15 protein-coding genes and 1 pseudogene are annotated in these 20071 nt (G+C 61.7%); 5 read left to right on the top strand and 11 right to left on the bottom strand.

Annotated elements, in window-relative coordinates:
* Positions 1 to 36: 36 nt before the first annotated feature.
* Positions 37 to 1098 (bottom strand): branched-chain amino acid ABC transporter substrate-binding protein, encoded by a 1062-nt coding sequence (locus FSO04_RS29075; protein WP_233465017.1) that lies wholly within the window; start codon positions 1096 to 1098, stop codon positions 37 to 39.
* A gap of 370 nt (positions 1099 to 1468) precedes the next feature.
* On the opposite strand from FSO04_RS29075, the gene FSO04_RS29070 reads away from it, so the two are divergent.
* Positions 1469 to 1912 (top strand): PaaI family thioesterase, encoded by a 444-nt coding sequence (locus FSO04_RS29070; protein WP_154565010.1) that lies wholly within the window; start codon positions 1469 to 1471, stop codon positions 1910 to 1912.
* A gap of 220 nt (positions 1913 to 2132) precedes the next feature.
* Here FSO04_RS29070 and phbB read toward each other — a convergent pair.
* Positions 2133 to 2874 (bottom strand): annotated as a pseudogene (phbB, locus tag FSO04_RS29065) (acetoacetyl-CoA reductase).
* Between the two features lie 996 nt (positions 2875 to 3870).
* On the opposite strand from phbB, the gene FSO04_RS29060 reads away from it, so the two are divergent.
* Genes FSO04_RS29060 through FSO04_RS29050 form a run of 3 tightly spaced genes read left to right on the top strand, consistent with a single transcriptional unit; the run spans position 3871 to position 9701 of the window.
* Positions 3871 to 7062 (top strand): efflux RND transporter permease subunit, encoded by a 3192-nt coding sequence (locus FSO04_RS29060; RefSeq protein WP_154564984.1) that lies wholly within the window; start codon positions 3871 to 3873, stop codon positions 7060 to 7062.
* The gene (locus FSO04_RS29055) at positions 7052 to 8239 is read left to right on the top strand and encodes an efflux RND transporter periplasmic adaptor subunit (RefSeq protein WP_154564982.1); all 1188 of its coding nucleotides are present in this window, start codon (positions 7052 to 7054) and stop codon (positions 8237 to 8239) included. Before FSO04_RS29060 ends, FSO04_RS29055 begins: the two co-directional genes overlap by 11 nt.
* Positions 8232 to 9701, top strand: coding sequence for an efflux transporter outer membrane subunit (locus tag FSO04_RS29050; RefSeq protein WP_154564980.1), 1470 nt, complete (start codon positions 8232 to 8234; stop codon positions 9699 to 9701). The genes FSO04_RS29055 and FSO04_RS29050 overlap by 8 nt, the downstream gene beginning before the upstream one ends.
* Positions 9702 to 9827: 126 nt before the next feature.
* Here FSO04_RS29050 and FSO04_RS29045 read toward each other — a convergent pair whose 3' ends face one another.
* The 6 genes from FSO04_RS29045 to FSO04_RS29020 all read right to left on the bottom strand — a co-directional run bounded on the left by FSO04_RS29045 (position 9828) and on the right by FSO04_RS29020 (position 16047).
* The gene (locus FSO04_RS29045) at positions 9828 to 10730 is read right to left on the bottom strand and encodes an NAD(P)-dependent oxidoreductase (protein WP_154564978.1); all 903 of its coding nucleotides are present in this window, start codon (positions 10728 to 10730) and stop codon (positions 9828 to 9830) included.
* Between the two features lie 41 nt (positions 10731 to 10771).
* A complete protein-coding gene (gene yqhD / locus FSO04_RS29040) occupies positions 10772 to 11926 on the bottom strand; it encodes an alcohol dehydrogenase (protein WP_154564976.1) in 1155 nt (384 codons plus the stop codon).
* A 99-nt stretch (positions 11927 to 12025) separates the two neighbouring features.
* Positions 12026 to 12628 carry a TetR/AcrR family transcriptional regulator gene (locus tag FSO04_RS29035; protein WP_154564974.1) on the bottom strand — a complete coding sequence of 201 codons (603 nt, stop codon included), beginning with the start codon at positions 12626 to 12628 and terminating at the stop codon, positions 12026 to 12028.
* 85 nt (positions 12629 to 12713) lie between these two features.
* A complete protein-coding gene (gene pdxA / locus FSO04_RS29030) occupies positions 12714 to 13715 on the bottom strand; it encodes a 4-hydroxythreonine-4-phosphate dehydrogenase PdxA (protein WP_154564972.1) in 1002 nt (333 codons plus the stop codon).
* On the bottom strand, positions 13712 to 15055 hold the full coding sequence (locus FSO04_RS29025; protein WP_233465015.1) for a four-carbon acid sugar kinase family protein: 1344 nt from the start codon (positions 15053 to 15055) through the stop codon (positions 13712 to 13714). The genes pdxA and FSO04_RS29025 overlap by 4 nt, the downstream gene beginning before the upstream one ends.
* Positions 15052 to 16047 carry a 2-keto-3-deoxygluconate permease gene (locus tag FSO04_RS29020; RefSeq protein WP_154564968.1) on the bottom strand — a complete coding sequence of 332 codons (996 nt, stop codon included), beginning with the start codon at positions 16045 to 16047 and terminating at the stop codon, positions 15052 to 15054. Before FSO04_RS29020 ends, FSO04_RS29025 begins: the two co-directional genes overlap by 4 nt.
* A gap of 339 nt (positions 16048 to 16386) precedes the next feature.
* On the opposite strand from FSO04_RS29020, the gene FSO04_RS29015 reads away from it, so the two are divergent.
* Positions 16387 to 17187 carry a DeoR/GlpR family DNA-binding transcription regulator gene (locus tag FSO04_RS29015; protein ID WP_154564966.1) on the top strand — a complete coding sequence of 267 codons (801 nt, stop codon included), beginning with the start codon at positions 16387 to 16389 and terminating at the stop codon, positions 17185 to 17187.
* A gap of 68 nt (positions 17188 to 17255) precedes the next feature.
* On the opposite strand, the gene FSO04_RS29010 is transcribed toward FSO04_RS29015, so the two are convergent.
* The 3 genes from FSO04_RS29010 to FSO04_RS29000 all read right to left on the bottom strand — a co-directional run bounded on the left by FSO04_RS29010 (position 17256) and on the right by FSO04_RS29000 (position 20036).
* Entirely contained in the window at positions 17256 to 18413 is a 1158-nt protein-coding gene (locus FSO04_RS29010; protein ID WP_154564964.1) for a M20 aminoacylase family protein, read from the bottom strand.
* Positions 18414 to 18494: 81 nt separating this feature from the next.
* Positions 18495 to 18806 (bottom strand): NIPSNAP family protein, encoded by a 312-nt coding sequence (locus FSO04_RS29005; RefSeq protein ID WP_154564962.1) that lies wholly within the window; start codon positions 18804 to 18806, stop codon positions 18495 to 18497.
* A 90-nt stretch (positions 18807 to 18896) separates the two neighbouring features.
* On the bottom strand, positions 18897 to 20036 hold the full coding sequence (locus FSO04_RS29000; protein WP_266236869.1) for a porin: 1140 nt from the start codon (positions 20034 to 20036) through the stop codon (positions 18897 to 18899).
* Positions 20037 to 20071: the final 35 nt, after the last annotated feature.

Here is a 20071-nt window from a genome sequence, read left to right as displayed (position 1 = left end):
GCCTCTTTCCTCGCTACAAAGACTGGACAGGACGCGTCACTTCACATAGTCGTAGTTGTTGCCTTTCCACCGGTAGACCACATAGCCGGGACTCTTCAGATCGCCTTTCGCGTCGAAGTCCACCTGGCCGACTACCGTACTGAACGATGCGTTGTGAAGCTGTTTCACGATCGCCGCATAGTCCGTGGAGTTGGCCTTCTTCGCGGCCTCTGCGAAAACCTGCATCGCGGCATACGAGTACAGCATGTAGCCTTCCGGCTCGATCTTCTGCGCGCGAAAGGCCGCCACCACCTTTGCAGCTGCGGCGCTCCTACGCGGGTCGGGCGGAAAGGTGAACAGAACCTTGTTGATTTCCGGCCCTGCTGCAGTCACCAGTTCATTATTCGTCGGCGTGTCGCCGCCGAGCACCGTCAGGTTGAGCCCTGCCTGCGCCGCCTGCCGCAGAATCAACGCAACTTCCTGGTAGTAACCGCCGTAAGCAAGAATCTGAATGCCGTTCGCCTTCAGTTTGCTGATCAAACCGGAGTAGTCCTTTTCACCGGCCGTGATCGACTGGCGCAGCGCCACGGGTGCCTGCTTCGCCGCCAGATCTTTTGCAATTTCGTCCGCCAGACCGCCGCCATACGCCGTCTTGTCATCAATGACGGCGATTTTCTTGCCCTTGAAGTTTGCAGCGATATAGTCGGCCGCAACCTGTCCCTGCTGGTCGTCCCTGCCCGTGATACGGAAGATTCCCTTGATACCGCGTTCCGTGATTTTGGGGTTGGTCGACACAGTGACTTGTGGGATCTGCGCGTCGTTGTAGACGTCGGATGCCGGCAACGTGGAACAGGAGCACCAGTGGCCATCGACGAACGCCACCTTCTTGTTGACGAAACTGTTGGCAACGGAAACCGCCTGCTTGGGATCGCAGACGTCATCACCGACGACCAGGTCGAGCTGCTGCCCGAGCAAACCACCTGCCGCGTTGATATCTTTGACAGCCTGTTCCGCGCCTTTGCGAAACTGGTCTCCCCCCGACGCGTGCTCCCCCGTCATCGGACCCGCCACTCCCACCACAACGCTTGCGTCCGCCGTGGCCGAGCAGGCCAGAGCCATTCCGCCCATGCTGAGTGCCGCACCTAATTTAACCAATCCTTTCCGGCCGTTCATAACCATCTCCAAGAGCAGGCTTCGATGCAGGAACGAACAGGTCTCGGCTATCGTTCCTGAGTGTCGCCTCGTGTTCGTTCACGAGGTAGAACCCAGGTTGCCGACGCCAAAAACAGCTTGGAATTTGATTGTTCGAAAGCGGGGATTAGGTGCAGCCTAAAGATGCGGAATACCGCGCTGTGTACGCGGCAAAACGCACAATTCAGCGGTTCGACCAGAGACATGACCGAGTAAACGACTAGTCGGCAAACTACGCGTATTTATCGCCGACAGTGCTGCGGATATGATTGTGGAATTTACCAATACAATCCCCTCTATGGCACATGCACCCGACTCCCTCTTCGCCGAACGCATTCGCGCCAGCTTCATGCGCCAGAATGCGATGACATTGATCCAGGCAACTCTGCCCGTGATTGAACACGGCCACACCGAAATTCACCTACCAGTCTGGAGTGGTGTCGAGCAGCAGCACGGCTTCGTACATGGCGGCGTGGTGGGCATGATTGCCGACTCCGCAGGCGGCTACGCTGCGATGACCTTGGTGCCGGCCAGTGCGTCTGTATTGACTGTCGAATACAAGATGAATCTGGTCGCTCCGGCCGACGGCGAAATCCTGATCGCCCGTGGCCAGGTTGTCCGCCCCGGCCGTACGCTAATCGTCACTCAGGCAGAGGTATTCGCAGTCAAAGACGGCCATGAAACGCTTTGTGCACTGATGCAACAAACGATCATGGTGATGCACGACAAGGTGGAGAAGTAGGACCCGGTGGACCGGTGGGACAGCTTTTTTCCGTCGCCAACCACAAGACCTAGAGATGCCTGCAAAGCCTTGCAGAGGCTAGCTTTTCTGTAGAATTTTATATCGAGGAAATTTAACCCTCATTCCCACTCGATTATCAATCCGAGGCCGGAGGCTCGCTCATCGCCACAACCGAACGACTGATTGTGGCGATGACGCTACGGTGTCACAGGCCGCCGCATCAATGCATATGCTGGCCGCCGTTGATAGCAATATTGGACCCGGTCACAAAACCTGCATCGTCCGAGCACAAATACCTGACAAGGGCCGCGACTTCATCGGGCTTGCCCAGACGACCGGCTGGAATCTGCGGCAGGATCTTTGTGTCCAGAATCTCCTGCGAAATCGCAGTGACCATCTTCGTGGCAAGATAGCCTGGCGAAACCGTGTTGACGGTCACGCCTTTGCGCGCGACCTCCAGCGCCGGTGATTTGGTGAAGCCGTGCATGCCAGCCTTCGCCGCGGCGTAATTGGTCTGGCCGACAGAGCCTTTCGAACCGTTGACGGACGAGATGTTGATGATTCGCCCCCAGCCGCGCGCGACCATGTCTTCGCACAACGGCTTGGTCATAGAACACCGAGTCCAGATTGGTGCGAATCACTGCGTCCCAGTTGACCTTGTCCATCTTCCTGAGTGTCATGTCCTGCGTGATCCCGGCATTGTTCACCAAAATGTCGACGGAACCGACTTCAGCCTGAATTCTTGCTACACAGCGCTGGCATGAGTCATAGTCGGCCACATCGACGGAATATGCGCGAAAATTGCGACCCTGAGATTCCATGCCGGCCAGCCAGTCGGCTGAACCAGTATTGATCGTCGAGTGCGTTACTACGACGGCATAGCCGGCGTCATGCAGTTTCGTGCTGATCACTTCTCCAAGTCCGCCCATGCCACCCGTTACTACAGCGATTCGCTTCGTCATCCTTTCCACCCGTGATCGTAGTATCTGCGAGGATCAAGAATACCCAACGGCCGTCCCGCACAACCCGCCATTGGATTGCAACCATGCGTCGCCTCCTCCCAGATTGCAGAGAATGATGGCTCCGGCATTGATCGAACTGCGTGGCTTTTTTTTGTAGGCTTCTGGTATTGCGCGAATGAAGTTTGATACACGGGCGCGCGACACTCACTGGCCGCGCGCCGCAACGGTCTCTCTCAGGTTCAGCATTTTATGGTCCGAAGAATCGATGCATGCCGGTCAAGCAAGCATGCGAAACGATTATTTCAGCGAAATCTGGCGATCACAAGTAGGCACCTGCCGGTTTCATACTTTCGCCATAGAAACTAATTGCTACGACCGGCCTTGCGCCGACGACACAGTGCACAGAAACGAGCAGAAGACGTAGCGAATGAAGACGGCAGTTCGATACCCGCAAGGTCGAAGCCTGACGCATGGATCATGTGTTCGGGGCAGTCTCCTATGACGATTGCCAGACGCCGTCGGCAGCGTGAATGCCATTTTCTAGTCCACCTGTTTTGCACACAACTGTTTTGCGAAAAAGTCACTTTTGCAACGCTCAATCGCCCGTTGTTGTCCGACTCGGCACACTAGTCCTCCTGAACAATTGGTAATAAAAAACGCTGACGATTTGACGTTCATCGAAAGTGACGCTCGTGCGCCTCTGTCCGGTTCTTGCCAGGCATCACTCTGTCCAGCAACGACAAGGTATTCCCGATATGTGCGGGCAAAGCGAAATGAGCTTACCCGGCATCCATACGTGCCTGACGTTTCATTTGTCCTTCAGCAGAACTTCCGAGCTTTGTGTACATTCGCGCTTGGGTTGCGTTGCGGCGCATCGGCACCTGTCCCAAGGCAGAGCTCCTCGTTTCGCATACAGGCACACGGCTACGGGTCATCGCACGCCGCGCTAGCCTCCACCAAAGACTCTTACGTTTTACCCCAAGCTCTGGAATTCTCATGCTCGGCCTAGTCCGTATCGCCCTTCGGCGACCCTACACCTTCGTAGTCCTGGCGATCTTCATCCTCATCATCGGTCCTTTGTCCGCGATGAGGACGCCAACCGACATCTTTCCGGATATCAGGATTCCCGTGATCAGCGTCGTGTGGCAGTACACGGGTCTGCCGCCGGACCAGATGGTCGGCCGCATCACCTCGCCATTCGAACGCACGCTGACGACTACTGTGAACGACGTCGAGCATATCGAGGCAGAATCGGTCGCCGGCTTCGGGATCATCAAGATCTTCTTCCAGCCGGGGGTGAATATCAGCACGGCGAACGCGCAGGTAACTTCGGTCGCGCAAACTCAATTGCGGCAGTTGCCTGCCGGTACGACGCCTCCTCTGATCCTGAACTACAACGCGTCGACCGTACCGATCATCCAGTTGGCGCTGTCTGGCAAAGGACTCTCTGAACAGAACCTCGGTGACCTGGGGCTGAATGCGGTGCGCCCGGTTCTCACAACGGTCGCAGGCGCGGCAATTCCCTACCCGTTCGGCGGCAAGACACGTCAGGTACAGATCGACGTCGATCCGGCGGCGCTCCAGGCGCGCGGCTTATCCGCGCAGGACGTCGCCAATGCGCTTGCCGGCCAGAACCTGATTACACCGGTCGGCACTGAAAAGATCGGTGACTACGAGTACACGCTGCAACTGAACAATGCGCCGTCGGAAATCAAAGCCTTGGGCGATCTGCCGGTCAAGGCAGCCAATGGCACCACCGTCTACATTCGTGACATTGCGAATGTGCGCGACGGCAGCCCGCCGCAGACCAATATCGTGCATGTCGACGGCCGGCGCTCGGTACTGATGTCCGTACTCAAGAACGGTTCGGTTTCGACGCTCGGCATCATCTCCGGCATCAAGCAGCGGCTTGCTGCAGGGAAAGCGTCGTGGCCCGATAACCTGCAGATCGAACCCATCGGCGACCAGTCGCTGTTCGTACGGGCGGCCATCACCGGCGTGGCGCGCGAGGGTGTGATCGCGGCCGTGCTGACGAGCCTCATGATCCTGCTGTTCCTGGGTAGCTGGCGCTCGACGATCATCATCGCAACCTCAATCCCACTCGCCATCCTCGGCTCCATCGCGACGCTATCCGCGCTCGGCGAGACGTTGAACATCATGACGCTCGGCGGTCTTGCATTGGCGGTGGGGATTCTGGTCGACGATGCCACGGTGACGATCGAAAACATCAACTGGCACCTCGAGCACGGCAAGGAAGTGGAGACGGCCATTCTCGACGGCGCCGCGCAGATCGTCACGCCGGCATTCGTCTCGCTGCTGTGTATCTGCATCGTGTTCGTGCCGATGTTCTTCCTGAGCGGGGTTGCACGCTTCCTGTTCGTGCCGATGGCTGAAGCAGTGATCTTCGCGATGATCTCGTCGTTCATCCTGTCGCGAACCCTTGTGCCGACGATGGCGAAATACCTGCTGAAACAGCATGTAAAGGGCGAGCACGCCCAGGAAACCAAAAACCCCGGTCCGCTTGGGCGTTTCCAGCGCGGCTTCGAAGCGCGCTTTGAAAAGGTGCGTAGCGCCTACCGTGGGTTGCTCGAACTCGCGCTGACCCACCGGCGTCCGTTCGTCAGTGGCTTCCTCGGCTTCGTCGCCCTCTCGTTCGCGCTGGTGCCGTTCCTCGGCCGCAACTTCTTCCCTTCGGTCGATTCCGGACAAATCCTGATGCATGTGCGCGCACCAGTCGGCGTTCGCGTTGAAAAGACCGCGCAGATTTTTGCGGATGTCGAAGGCGCGATCCGCCAGACCGTCCCGCCGGCGGATCTCGGCACCGTGGTCGACAACATGGGTCTGCCGGTCAGCGGCATCAATACCGCGTACAACAACACCGGTACGGTCGGCTCGCAGGACGGTGACATCCAGATCGCGCTAAACGAAGGCCATCGTCCAACCGAAGAGTATGTTCGCCTGATGCGCGAGAGATTGCCGCGGGAATTCCCGGGCGTCACGTTTTCGTTCCCGCCGGCGGACATCATCAGTCAGATCCTGAACTTCGGCTCGCCGGCGCCGATCGACCTGCAGATTCGCGGCAATAATCTGAAAGCCGACTACGCGTACGCGGACCGTCTGCTGCGCCAGGTTCGCGATGTTCCGGGCGTGGTCGACGCGCGGATTGCGCAGTCGCAAGGCAACCCGACTTTCAACGTCGATGTCGACCGCACACAAGCGCAATTGCTCGGCATCACCGAGCGCGACGTGACGAACAGCATGGTGGTGAACCTCGCGGGTTCCAGCCAGGTCGCGCCCACGTTCTGGCTGAACAACGCGAACGGCGTGTCTTATCCGATCGTGATGCAAACGCCGCAATACAGCCTCGATTCGCTCGCCGCACTGCAAAATCTTCCGATCACGGCCAGCGGCGGAAGCACCGCCCAGATCCTCGGCGGCCTGGCGACAGTCGAACGCACCAGCAGCAACGAGGTTGTCAGCCAGTACAACATCCAGCCCATGGTCGAGATCTTCGCGACCACCCAGGGCCGCGACCTCGGCGCGGTGGCATCCGATATCCAGCGTATCGTGCACGACAACGCCGGCACCTTGCCCAAGGGCTCGGCCGTCGCGCTGCTGGGTCAGGTGCAGACAATGAACAGCGCCTTTGCCGGTATGTTGTTCGGCCTGCTTGGTGCGGTGGTGCTGATCTATCTGCTGATCGTGATCAATTTCCAGTCGTGGGCCGACCCCTTCGTGATCGTAAGCGCGTTGCCTGCCGCGTTGGCAGGGATCGCCTGGATGCTGTTCGCGACCCACACGACGCTCTCTGTACCCGCATTGACCGGTGCGATCATGTGCATGGGGGTGGCGACGGCCAACTCGATTCTGGTCGTCAGTTTCTGCCGCGAACGTTTTGCCGTACACGGCGACCCGTTCAAGGCCGCCCTCGAAGCAGGCTTTACGCGTTTTCGCCCTGTGCTCATGACCGCGCTCTCCATGATCATCGGCATGGCGCCGATGGCGCTCGCCCTCGGCGAAGGTGGTGAGCAAAACGCGCCGCTTGGCCGCGCCGTGATCGGCGGTCTGCTGTTTGCGACCACCGCTTCGCTGTTCCTCGTCCCCGTCATTTTTTGTATCGTGCACGCGCGCCCCGGGCGCGCGGCTACCCCGGCATCCGTCTCGGGAGGTCCTGCTCATGTCGTCTGAATCTGTTTTTCCCACTAATACACCGTCGCGCCGCCCGCTTCTGGTAGCAGGCGTGGTCGGCCTGCTGGTCGCCTTAGGCATCGTCGCTGCCGGGCTCACACTGCGAGCCGCCGATGCCCGCAAGCTGAAAACCTGGACCGACGCCCAGGCCGTGCCGACCGTCAACCTGATCCAGCCCTTGCGCGACGCCAACGGTCCCTCGCTGCAACTGCCCGGCCGTCTCGAAGCGTTTACGCGCGCGCCGATTTTCGCGCAGGTCAGCGGCTATCTGAAATCATGGAGTGTCGATATCGGTGCGCCGGTCAAAGCGGGCCAGGTACTCGCCGAAATCGAAACGCCCGAGCTTGACCAGCAGCTATTGCAAGCGCGCGCGGATCTCCAGAGTGCGCAGGCGAACGCTTTAGTTGCAGGTACCACGGCCAAGCGCTGGGAAGCGCTAAGAGGCACGGATTCCGTCGCCCAGCAGGATGTCGACCAACGCACCGCTGACTACACCGCCAAGGAGGCGATCGTAGCGGCCGCGAAGGCCAACGTCGACCGCCTCGTCGCCACCAAGGCCTTCGCGCGCATCGTCGCGCCATTCGACGGCGTGGTGACCGCCCGCGATACCGACGTCGGCGCGTTGGTCAACGCCGGCAGCGGCGGGGTAGGACAGGAGCTGTTCGCGGTCTCCGACGTCAAGCAGTTACGCGTGTATGTCCAGGTGCCGCAGAATTACGCACCGACGATACACGACGGCACGACCGCCATCCTGACCGTCCCCGAGTATCCCGACCAGCAGTTCACTGCGCGCGTGGTTGCAGCGGCAGACTCGGTCAATTCGAGTTCGGGAACGACGCTGGTTCAACTGCTGGTTGACAACTCAAACGGCAAGCTGCTGCCGGGTGGGTTCGCCAGCCTGAAATTCACGTTGCCCGCCTCCGCCGATTCGCTCCGTGTACCGGCCAGCGCCCTCGTCTTCGATAGCCGCGGCGTCGTGGTCGCCACGCTTGGCGCGAACGGTCACGTGCTGTTCAAGCAGGTGAAGATCAACCGCGACCTGGGTGACTCAGTGGAGATCGGCTCAGGGCTCGCCGCAACCGATCGCGTGATCGATACACCGCCCGACGGACTCGCTGATGGCGACAACGTGCAAGTTGCGACGGCGACCGACAAGAAGGCAGCGGCACATGGTTAAGTATGGACTTCCGGCGCTTCTCGCGAGCGTCGTCGCGCTCTGCGCCTGCTCGCTCGCGCCGCAATATCAGGTCCCGCCGACGCCGATCGCTGCGCAATACAAGACGGTTGGCCCGTGGACCACGGCACAGCCCGCCGACCGGATAGACCGCAACGGCTGGTGGAAGATGTATGGCGACGCACAGCTCGACGATCTCGAAACGCGCCTGCTGGCAAGCAACACCGATTTGCGCGCGGCATACGCACACTATGCGCAAGCGCAGGCTTTCGTGGCGCAGGTCGAGTCGGGACTGTACCCGTCGATCAGTGCGAGCGCCGTGCCGCAGCGCGATCGCCAGTCCGACAGCCGGCCGTTGCGCGTGGGCGGCCCGAACGACTACAACTCCGTCACGCTTGGCGGCGAAATCAACTACGACCTCGACCTCTGGGGTCGCGTGCGCGACTCTGTGGTGGCCGGCAAGGACGAGGCGCAGGCGACCAAGGCCAATCTGGCCTCGGTCAGGCTAAGCCTGCAGGTCGAGCTGGCGGACAGTTACCTCCGCTTGCGCGGCCTCGACCAGCAAACCGAGCTGTTGAACGAGACTGTCGTGGCGTATGCGAAGGCCCTGCAACTCACGCAAACGTTGCATAACAGTGGGATCGTGTCGGGCCTCGACGTTTCCCGAGCGCAAACGCAACTTTCATCGGCGAAGTCGCAGCTGTCGCAGAACCTGGCGCAACGGGCTCTGATTGAACACGCGATCGCGGTCCTGGTTGGAGCCTCCGCGTCCGAATTCAGCCTGCCGCCCCAGACCGCCGCCATCGCGTTGCCGGCGATTCCGACCGGCCTGCCCTCGACGCTGTTGCAGCGACGTCCCGACGTCGCTGCAGCAGAACGCCGGGTGGCCGAGGCCAACGCGAAAATTGGCGTCGCGCGGGCGGCTTACTTCCCGGACATCATGCTCAGCTTGCAGGGTGGTGTGCAAAGCGCAGCCTACGCCGGCCTGGTGAGCGCGCCCAATCTGTTCTGGGCGGTCGGCCCGCAGCTTGTGCAGTACGTGTTCGACGGCGGCTACCGTCGTGCGCAACTCGATTCCGCCAAGGCCGCAACCGAAGAAGCGGGAGAACGTTACCGCGGCGTGGTGCTGTCTGCATTCCAGCAGGTTGAAGACAACCTTGCCCTGCTGTCGTATCTCGGCACTGCGCTTGGCGAGCAACGGGATGCAGCAAACGCCGCCCAGTACTCGGTCGACCTCGCGTTACGCCAATATCGCCAAGGCACAGTGGGCTACCTCGATGTCGTGCAGGCGCAGACCGTCGCACTCGAGGCGCAACGCAGCGTGCTCGATATCCAGACACGCCAGCTAAGCGCGAATGTCCAACTCCTGCATGCGCTCGGCGGTGGATGGTCGAGCGATGAACTCGCTCAAGCGGCTGCAGCGCCCGCACTCGTCGCGACAGCAATGGAGCGCCGCGCTAATTGAACACCGCTGCACGGCACGGGAGAAGCGTGGGTTCTGGCGCAAATAACGAGTCGAGTCGGTAACCAGTCGCGCGCTGTTCGAAACGTCGAATGCCGCTCACCGCGAGCGGCATCGCCCCCATTGCGCTCAGCAGCCGTGAAGCGCCTTGCTCAAGCCGGCATCGGACAACGCGCAAAGCGCCACCGCCGACCAGTCATGCTCGGCGCCGAGCCCTTGCGAGCGCAACGTCAGGAACCGGTCGTGGACGAGACTTGCCAGCGGCAGCGGAACGCCAAGTGCCTCAGCGGCTGCCAGCATCAGGCGGTTGTCCTTCTGGCCAAGCGGCAACGAGAAGCCAGGCGGCTGGAATTGCTGCGATGCAATCAGCGAACCGTAGATCTTGTATGGCGGCGCATTGAAGTTTGCGCTCGTCAACAGCTCGACCAGACGCATCGGATCGATGCCGGCCTTGCCCGCTACGGCACAGGCTTCGCCCAGCGTTTCGATGATCACGGACAGCATGAAATTGCCGATCAGCTTCACCAGGTTGGCCTGCGAAGGATCTTCGCCGACAATGCCCACCGACTGCCCAAGCGTTTCGAGAAGCGGCACGGCAACCTTGAGGTGCTCGTCCGCGCCTGCCGCCATGATGAACAGCTTGCGCGCCGCCGCGGCATCGGGCCGGCCGAATACCGGTGCGGACACGAAGGCAAGACCCGCTTCACGGTACTTCGCTGCGTGGTCCTGCGCGGTGGCGACACTGATCGTGCTCATCGAGATGTGCAGCGCACCCGGCCTCAGCGTGGTGGCGATGCCCGCCTCGCCGAACGTGACCGCTGCGTGCGCGGCATCGTCGGCCACCATCGTGAACACCACGTCGGCCCCCTGCGCCGCCTGCGCGGGACTCGACGCGATGCTCGCCCCTGCTTCGCGCAGCGGTTCGGCGCGGGCCGGACTACGATTGAAAACCTGCACGTCATGCCCGGACTCGATCAGGTTTTTCGCAATCGCGGCGCCCATCGAGCCAAGCCCTACAAATCCAATTTTCATAATGACATTCCAAATGATCAGCCGCGCGGATGCGGGCCTGTTCAGACTGCAAATTGATAGACCTGACGGCTCACCTCGAGCGTCACGTCGCCGTGTTCGCCCAATGCCGTCATCCCGTGCTCTTCGAGCTTCGCGATCAGCGTGCCGATTGACCGGCCGCCAATCTGGTAATCGCGCAAGCGGGTTCCCACCGTCATGCGCTCGAAGAACACGCGGGTCGCCGTGATCGCCGCACTGATACGCTCGTCCTCGCTGCCCTCGGTGATGTTCCAGACGCGTTCGGCGTACTGGAGCAACTTCGCGCGCTTCGACTCGCGGCGCACGCTCAGCATGGCCGGCAGCACGATGGCGAGTGTCTGTGCGTGATCGAGTCCGTGCAGCGCCGTGATCTCGTGACCGAGCATGTGGGTCGCCCAGTCCTGCGGCACGCCGGCGCCGATCAGGCCGTTCAGCGCAAGCGTTGCCGTCCACATCAGGTTGGCTCGCACCGCATAGTTGTGCGGCTCGGCAAGCGCCTGCGGGCCGACTTCAGTCAGCGTGATCAGCAGGCCTTCGGCGAAGCGGTCCTGTACCCTGGCGTCCACCGGATAGGTCAGGTACTGCTCGACGATATGAACGAACGCGTCGACGACACCGTTGGCAATCTGCCGCGGCGGCAACGAGTAGGTCGTGGTCGGGTCTAGCACCGAGAAGACCGGATAGGTCGCCTCGCTACGGAACGGCAGCTTGTCGCCTTTCGCGCGGTGGCTGATAACGCCGCCGTTGTTCATCTCCGAACCGGTGGCGGGCAGCGTCAGCACGCTGCCGAAGGGCATCGCGTCGCGTATCTCGGCCTGCTTCGCCAGAATGTCCCACGGCTCGCCGTGGAACTTCACAGCGGCAGCAATGAACTTGGTGCCGTCGATCACCGAGCCGCCGCCCACCGCCAGAAGAAAATCGATGTTCTTCTCGCGGGCGAGCGCAACCGCTTCCATCAGCGTTTCGTAAGTGGGGTTCGGTTCGATGCCACCGAACACGTGCCACGCGCGGTCACCGAGCGCCGCCTGCACTTGCGCCAGTACACCGTTGCTCTTGATGCTGCCGCCGCCGCACGTAATCAGCACCCGCGCGTTAGCGGGGATCTGCACATCGAGTGTGGCAATCTGGCCTTCGCCGAAAATGATTCGAGTGGGGTTGTGAAACGTAAAGTTCTGCATTGAATCTCTCTTCCTTACATTGAAATGACCGGTCGTCTCAAAACGGTATAAACGGCTGCCCGAATCGAAACCCGTCGCCGCTCAAGCCAGCTACGACCGTTACTGCGGGGATTTGAAAAACAGATCGAACATTGAATGCACGCAAGCCTTCAGCGGCTCGACCGAGTCATCCAGCTTCATGCGCAACAGGCTGCCTTCCCACGCGTTCCAGAAAAGGTCGGCCATTGCATCAGCCGAAAGATCGCGCCGCACGGAGCCGTATTCCTGGCCGTGCCGCAGATAATCGGCACAGCCGACACGCCATTCGTTGACCGTCCTGCGCGCAGCGACCCGGCACAGATCGCTCGACTGCGCGATCTCGCCCGCAAAGTTGCCGACCAGACAACCGTAGCGGTCGTCACAGTCTTCGTAGTCGCCAACGATGCGCGTGTAGATGCCGCGAAGCGCGAGCAGCGGATCAGGTGACGCCGCTTCGAGCGAATACTGCTTCCATTCAGCGGCCTGCTCCTGCGCGTAGTGGTGCAGGATCGCTGCACCGAATGCCTCTTTGCTCTCGAAGTAGTTGTAGAACGAGCCCTTCGGCACGCCGGCACGCTCGACGATGTCTTTTACGCCGGTGCCGTGATAACCCAATTCGGCGAACAGCGCGACACCCGCTTCGAGTAGTCTTTCGCGAAAGTCTTCAGTGCGTCGTGTGTACATAAGCATTACAACTTCAACCCTAACGGCACAATGCCGCTCCGCGCGAGCGGGCGCCATCGTGCGCATACATCGATTTCAAGCCGCGTCAGGCGCGGCGTGTCGCGAGTTCGGCGCCTTGACGCAGTGCTTCGAGCAGGCTGCGTTCGTCAGCGATGCCTTTGCCTGCAATATCGAACGCCGTGCCGTGATCGACCGAGGTACGGATCACATCGAGGCCGACCGTCACGTTGACGCCGGCTTCGAGGCCGAGCACCTTGACCGGACCGTGGCCCTGATCGTGGTACATCGCCACCACCAGATCGAAGTCGCCACGTCCCGCACGGAAGAACAGCGTGTCGGCAGGGAGCGGGCCCTCGATGTCCCAGCCGCGTTCACGCAAGACCTGCACGGCTGGAACGATCTTTTCCTCTTCCTCGCCATAACCGAACAGGCCGTTTTCGCCGGCATGCGGGTTGATGCCGCACACGGCGATGCGAGGATTGGCGATGCCCGCCTTCACCAGCGTCGCATGACCTCGCTCGATCGTGCGCTGCACGAGGCCCGGTTCGATCTTGCGGATCGCATCGATAATGCCGATGTGGGTCGTCACGTGAATCACGCGCAGTTTCGGTGCGACCAGCATCATCGACACTTCCTCGATGCCCGTGAGGTGCGCGAGCATTTCGGTGTGGCCGGGGTACTTGTGACCGCCAGCGTGCAACGCTTCCTTGTTCAGCGGCGCCGTGCAGATCGCATCGATCTCGTCGGCTTTCGCGAGTTCGACGGCGCGCGCGACGTACTGATACGCGGCGTCGCCTGCGAGCGCCGACAACGCGCCGAAAGGCAAGTCGGCGGGAATCAGCGCGAGGTCGATGCAGTCGATGGTGCCGCGTTCATATTGCGCATCCGACGGCTTCGCGATGCGGCGCACTTTCGTGCTGCCGCCGACAATCCGGTTGGCCTGTTCAAGGCGCGCCGCATCGCCGATGACAAGCGGGCGGCACTGCCGGTAAACGGACTCGTGCGTCAAGCTCTTGACGACGATTTCCGGACCCACGCCCGTTGCGTCGCCCATCGTGATGCCGATGACTGGAAGATAGTTGCTCATGATGTTTTGCCTGAATGACGTTGGTTCGTTTCGCGAGCCGGTGAAGATGTCGTTGTGCCGCCCGGGTGCGCCGATCCGGACTCGCTATCGGCGAACTCCGGTGTGCCCCGCAGATGAAGGTAGGCGCCATACAGCGCGTGCTCGCTGCCAAAGGCGCCGGCTTTGGTGACGACGGTGAGGCGCGGGTTGCCGTGCGGGCGTCCCACCGCCACGCCCGGCTCGATTTCCGAAAGCAATTGCAGGCTGTCGATACCGGCTGTACCGAGCATCGCGCGCGCGGTTTCGCCGCCAGTCGCGATCAAGCCGCTCAGATGCGTGAAAAACGGTGCGACGAGCGAAGCGAGCGCTGCCGACAATTGGGCGCCCTCGGCGGGATCGAACAGATCGTCGCGACCAATTCGCACCAGCAAGTCGGTGTGCTCGCTCAGATGTGCGCCGACGCGCGCTTGCCAGGCCGCCCACTCCAGATGAAGCTCGCCCGCACGCAGCACGACCGGCGGCACGATCAGCTCGCCAACGCACGCACGCTCGCGCAGCATCGCGCATTGCTGTTCCGAGACGGCCGACAGGCTGCCCACCAGAATCAGGATCGCGCCTCTCTGCTGCTCCGACTTCGGCGGCGCGTCTTGTGCTGCTTCCGTGGCAACATCGAACAGATCGCTCAGCGACGCCAGTTCGCGAGCCAAACCGCCTGAGCCCACCCAGAACAGAGCTTTGCCCATCGACGCCGTCGCCTGCGCGAGGGCCCTCAAATCCGCATCCGTTTCCGCATCGACGATGAGCGCCTGTGCACCGCTGCTCGCCACCACGGAAATGGCATCGCGCAACGCTGCGGGATCGCCACGCAGCGCGTCGACACCCAACGGTGCGGTGCGCAAGCCGACCGCCTCGACCATGGCGTTGAGGTCTGCGGAACGCGCGGCGTGTTCGAGCTTCCACGTTTCCGTGTTTTCGAGCGGCACGCCGCGCACGAATACGCGGCCCTCACGCACCGTGCGCCCGGTTGCAGGAAAGGCCGTGGCGACAATGGCAAGGCCCGCGAGCGGCTGCAACGCGGCCACTTCCGTGGCCCAGTTGCCGCGCAAGGTCGAATCGATTTTCTTGTACAGACGTCGCCCTGGCGCGCGCTGCACCAGCCACGCGGCGCGGGTGCAGTGAGCTGCTTCGGCCGGGGACATGCGGCGCGAGTCGGTGTCCACCGCGATCACCTCCGCCGCGCCCATCGCGCGCGACGCATTCAGCGTGACCGCCGTACTGCGCCCCGCGCCCGCAAACGCAATCGCGCAGTCGGCGGCCCCGGACAGGTCGTCGGCGATGATCAGAATGCTGGTGTTGCTCACCGGGTCGCCCCCAATGCAGCAGCGCGGCTGGCGTCGGCACGCTTGCCGGCCCGCTTTGCGACGGCCGCAGTGAGGATCGGCGACACGATCGCAGTCACGACGACGCATGAGGCGACCAGCAAGGTCGCGCTTTTCGCGGCCTCTGCATAGACCGGGTTGGCCGCCGCGATCAGCGCCGGCACAGCCGCTCCGTTGCCTGCCGTGTTGGCTGCCGCCACGCCTGCGACACCCGTGCCGCCGGTCAGGCGATCGGTCAGATAGAGGGGAATGCCCGTCACGATCACCACCGCGACGCCGAGGCCCATGCCGAGCAAGCCGGCCTGCCATACTTTGTGCAGGTCGAGGCTCGCGCCCAGCGCCAAGGCGAAAAACGGAATCATCACAGGCACAGCGCGGCCGAGAAAGCTGCGCATCTCACGGTCCAGATTGCCGAGCAGCATGCCGGCCGCGAGCGGCAGGATGCTGCCGACCAGCGTCTGCCACGGAAACGCCGACAGCCCGGCCACGCCGAGCGTGACCATCGTAAGGAACGGGCCGGATTCGAGCGACATGATCGTGTAAGCGCCGACGTCTTCAGACTTGCCATATTGACCCATCAACGCCATGTACAGGCCACCGTTCGTGTCGTTCATCGCGGCGACCACCGCCAGCGTCGACATTCCCGCGAACAGTCCGGACGAAACCGGCTGCTCGCCCAAAAAGTGGCCCAACACGACACCCACCAGAATCGCCGACCCAACCTTCGCCGCGAACAGCGCCCCGCCCTTTTTCAGCAGATAGGGCGTCGCCTTTACATCGATCGACGAGCCCATGCACACATAGAACACGGCGAGAATCGGCAACGCGCCGGTAAACAGCGCGTTCGTGAACGAGCCGAAGAACTTCGGCATGTCCGGCAAGAAGGTGGCGATCATTGCGCCGAACAGCAGCGGGACGATCATCATCCCGCCCGGAACGCGTTCGATCGCGCGCTTGATAGGAAGTTGGGCCATCATTGTCTCCTGTTTGAAAATGATCGATACAATCATATTAGTTGACTGATTCGGTCATTCAGAGTGTACGTGACGAACCGACTGTGCGCAATCCGATCACCGGCAAGTCGTGGGGTTAATAAATTTGCTACAACAAACCGTTCCAGGCGGGACACGCGCCGAAATTGATCGAATCGATCAAAATAGGCTAAAACACTTGCATACCGTGACGACGCCGCGGTTGCAGCGCGCCCCGTCCGCGGCGTTGCCCCGGCAACTGGTTTGATTACACTTACGCCCGTTGACGCCTTTCCTTTCTATTGCGCGCACCATTCGGACGACCCCTTACCCTCTATCACCATGAAAGTTACAAACCGCCGCGAGGCGATGCTGAAGGCCGTCCTGTCCGGCATGAACGACGTAGGCGCCCTGTGCGAGCATTTCGGCATGTCCGAAGCAACCGTGCGTCGCGACCTGCGTGCGCTCGCCGACGAACGGCTCATCGTGCGCACGTACGGGGGCGCGGCCGCCTCGGTCGGGATTCACGAACCCGAGGAGTCGCTCGATCTGCGGCGCGAAAGCTTCCGCGAGCAAAAGGATGCGATCGCGCTGGCGGCGGTGAGCCACGTTCAGGACGGCGACACCATCTTTCTCGACGGCGGCACCACCACCGCCGCACTGGCCCGGCTGCTGGCCGGCCGCCGCGACATTCGCGTGGTCACCAACAACCTGCTGGCAATCGGCCTGCTTGCATCGAGTGACGTGCCGGTCACACTGATCGGCGGCGACCTACGGCCCTCGAGCATGAGCACACTCGGGCCGCTCGCGCAGATCGCGTTGAACCGCCTGTCCGTCGACAAAGCCTTTCTGGGCGCGGACGGCGTAGTCGCCGGCCGTGGGCTCTGTGAGGCGACCGCCGAGCAGGCCTATCTGAAGGAATGCATCATCAGGCAGGCGGCCAACATCTTCGTGCTGGTGACGTCGCACAAACTGGATCGCGCGAGCCAGCAGCACTGGACACCACTCGAGCGAGACTGGACCCTGGTGACCGATGCTCAACCGGGCGCGCCGGAATTGGCAACGTTCCTGCTGCACGGCGAAGTAACGATCGAAACCGCGTCGCAGCAGGCGCGCCAGCCTCTGCCTCACGGGAAGGCATAGTGTCTTAAGGGGGGCGGCGCCGCGCGGTCCTTACAGACCACGCAGTCGCACAGGACAGCCGCGAGGCTTCAAACACGCGCAACGCCAAACGCCTTCACGACGTTCACCCAATACGACGCACCGGTAGCCAATGCGTCGTCGTTGAAGTCGTAGTGCGGGTTGTGAAGCGGAGCGCCAGGCTTGGGCCCGTCGACGCCCATCCAGACATACGCACCCGGCCTCGCCTGCGCCATGAACGCGAAGTCTTCCGAGGCCATCGACGGCCTGCAGCCCAACGTCACCTTCGCCGCGCCGACCGTTGCGCGCGCCGCATCGAGCGCGACGTCGGCTTCGGCCGTTGCATTGATCGTTGCCGGATAGCCGTAGCGGTAAGACAGCGTCGCTTTCGCGCCATGCGCCTGCGCTGTCAGCGTGCCGATTTCATCCAGCAGGCTCCGTACGCGCTCCTGCACGTTGGCATCGAAGCAGCGTACGGTGCCGCGAATCACGGCGCGATCGGGCAACACATTCCAGGCCTCGCCGCCATGAATCTGCGTGACGCTCACCACGCATGCTTCTTTCGGCGAGACGCGCCGGCTCACGATAGTCTGCAGCGCGATTACGACATGGCTCGCGCAAACCAGCGCATCAATCCCCTCTTCCGGCATTGCGGCGTGCGAGCCTTTGCCGTCCACCAGAATCTCGAAGGTATCGAACGAGGCCATCATCGGGCCGCGGTTGATCGCGAAATGGCCGAGCGGCAAGCCAGGCCAGTTGTGCAGACCGAATACCGCGTCACAGGGGAACCGCTCGAAGAGTCCATCTTCGACCATGACGCGTCCGCCGCCCGCCACCTCTTCGGCGGGCTGGAAGATCACGTGCACCGTACCGTGCCAACCAGTGTCGCGGCTTAACGAAGCGGCGGCGCCCAGCAGCATCGCGGTGTGACCGTCGTGACCACACGCGTGCATTTTCCCGCGGTGTTGCGAACGGTGCTCGAATTCGTTGTACTCCACCATCGGCAACGCATCCATGTCCGCACGCAATCCGAGCGCAGGACCGCTCCCCCTTCGCAGCGTGCCGACCACACCGGTTTTGCCGACGCCCTCGGTCACTTCAAAACCGTAGTCGCGCAGCGCCGATGCCACCAGCCGTGCCGTCGAGACTTCTTCGAACGCGGTCTCGGGATGCGCATGCAGTGCACGACGCCACGTCACCATCTTGTCGACCAAATCAGCTTCAATCATTGATTACCTCACAAACAGACCGCGGCGCAGCGAGTACCATTGCACGCCCGGTGATCAGAGAACTTCACTACTTCCGCTGCTTCAGTCAGCCGGGCAAAACGGCACTGGCGCAAGGAACACCGATTCCTGATGCACCAGGTATGGCAGGATGCGAGGCGTGAAAGCTTGCCAACGCGGATCCGCTGCGAGCTTCGCGCGCTGCGCGGCGCGATGTGCGTAGTCGTCATAGCGCCAGCAGAACACGACCGAATTCAACGTGCCCGAGTCTTTAGTCCAGCAGCCCTTGAGTCGTGCGTACTGACTGATGATCTCGAGCCCCTCGCGCTCGTAGATTTGCAGAAACTCACCCACCTTTCCTGCCGTAATCTGGTACGTACGCATTTCCACCAACATGATTGCCTCCTGTTGCAATTCAAACGCTCACAAAACAACGACCACCGAGCACACTGTCACGCCGCCGGCAGACCTGCACTCCACTGCAAGTTAGAAGCTGTGTCGGATACCCACGCGCACCGCGACCTGATTCGGCGTCGACGAGGGTGACAGATAAGTCAGATCGGCTACCGCAGCGTGTCCCGTCGAATCGACGCCGCTGGCGCGTTGCCACGCAACGATCAGGTAAGTGAAAGTACGTTTGGAAAATGAATACTCGGAACCCGCCGCCAGCTGGTTGTAGTGCGCATGCGGTGACGACGTGTAGTCGTAGGTCAGACCCGCCATGACAGCAGGTGTAAAGCTATGACTGACGAATGCTTCGTACGAGTCGAGTGTCGCGGAACCCTGGAACGAGGTACTGGTGGTCGCTACTGCGTTGCTGAAGCGCGTGTTGGTGTAAAGCGCGCCCAGCTTCGTGGCGCCGAACTGATAGTTGCCGCCTACTCCGAGCGTCTGCATGCTGTGCGCGGTCGCGTAGCCGCTATAAATCGGGTTCGTTACAGGATTCGTAAACGCCTGGCCGGCTGTCGCCGCCGTGGTGCCGTCGAATCGCGTCACTGCCGGGTTATTCACATAGAGATAGGCGGCCGCCAGCTTCAGCGGACCGTTCGCATAGCTCAGGCCGAAGCCGTACTGCCGCGAGTCGCCGACCGAACCCGCCACGCCACCAAAGCTATAGAGTGCGCCCGCCGTGATGCCGTGATACGTCGGGCTCACGTACTTCAGCGTGTTGCTGACGGGATACGTGCCCCAGATCCCGTCCACGTCGCCCGCATGCGACGACAGCGAGCCGCCGAACGCCAGCGAAGAAGTCAGCGGCTGCAGATTGGTCACCATGAAGTCATACTGCCGCCCAAGGCGCACGCTGCCGTAGTTGCCGGATAGGCCCACATATGACTGACGGCCGAACAGCCGGCCGTTATAGCCGAGCTTGCCGCTGTTTACGTCATAGCCGCTCTCGAGCTGGAAGATTGCGCTCGTGCCGCCGCCTAGATCCTCGCTGCCCAGCAGGCCGAACTTGCTTCCGCCCATACCACCGCTGAAGGTCTGGTAATTGGCATGTCCGCCCTGATTGTTGGTGTAGGTAATGCCATCGTCCGCGACGCCGTAGAGGGTCACGCTGCTTTGCGCCTGAGCTGCCTCTGCAAGGCACGTCAATGCTATTAGGATAACTATTTTTTTGCTCACTAGAATTCCTGTCGAATGAGAGATTAATCTGATCA

It is taken from the genome of Paraburkholderia madseniana (assembly GCF_009690905.1).
Taxonomy (GTDB): Bacteria; Pseudomonadota; Gammaproteobacteria; order Burkholderiales; family Burkholderiaceae; genus Paraburkholderia; species Paraburkholderia madseniana.
The sequence above is the reverse complement of the archived record's forward strand: the minus strand, read 5'-3'. Positions and strand labels throughout refer to the sequence as shown.

Bases quoted from the DNA above. Each gene is read 5' to 3' on its own strand.
- FSO04_RS29010 (WP_154564964.1), bottom strand. From the start codon at position 18,413: ATGATTGAAGCTGATTTGGTCGACAAGATGGTGACGTGGCGTCGTGCA.
- FSO04_RS29070 (WP_154565010.1), top strand. From the start codon at position 1,469: ATGGCACATGCACCCGACTCCCTCTTCGCCGAACGCATTCGCGCCAGC.
- FSO04_RS29020 (WP_154564968.1), bottom strand. From the start codon at position 16,047: ATGGCCCAACTTCCTATCAAGCGCGCGATCGAACGCGTTCCGGGCGGG.
- FSO04_RS29035 (WP_154564974.1), bottom strand. From the start codon at position 12,628: ATGTACACACGACGCACTGAAGACTTTCGCGAAAGACTACTCGAAGCG.
- yqhD (WP_154564976.1), bottom strand. From the start codon at position 11,926: ATGCAGAACTTTACGTTTCACAACCCCACTCGAATCATTTTCGGCGAA.
- FSO04_RS29075 (WP_233465017.1), bottom strand. From the start codon at position 1,098: ATGGCTCTGGCCTGCTCGGCCACGGCGGACGCAAGCGTTGTGGTGGGA.
- pdxA (WP_154564972.1), bottom strand. From the start codon at position 13,715: ATGAGCAACTATCTTCCAGTCATCGGCATCACGATGGGCGACGCAACG.
- FSO04_RS29045 (WP_154564978.1), bottom strand. From the start codon at position 10,730: ATGAAAATTGGATTTGTAGGGCTTGGCTCGATGGGCGCCGCGATTGCG.
- FSO04_RS29060 (WP_154564984.1), top strand. From the start codon at position 3,871: ATGCTCGGCCTAGTCCGTATCGCCCTTCGGCGACCCTACACCTTCGTA.
- FSO04_RS29055 (WP_154564982.1), top strand. From the start codon at position 7,052: ATGTCGTCTGAATCTGTTTTTCCCACTAATACACCGTCGCGCCGCCCG.
- FSO04_RS29015 (WP_154564966.1), top strand. From the start codon at position 16,387: ATGAAAGTTACAAACCGCCGCGAGGCGATGCTGAAGGCCGTCCTGTCC.
- FSO04_RS29005 (WP_154564962.1), bottom strand. From the start codon at position 18,806: ATGTTGGTGGAAATGCGTACGTACCAGATTACGGCAGGAAAGGTGGGT.
- FSO04_RS29050 (WP_154564980.1), top strand. From the start codon at position 8,232: ATGGTTAAGTATGGACTTCCGGCGCTTCTCGCGAGCGTCGTCGCGCTC.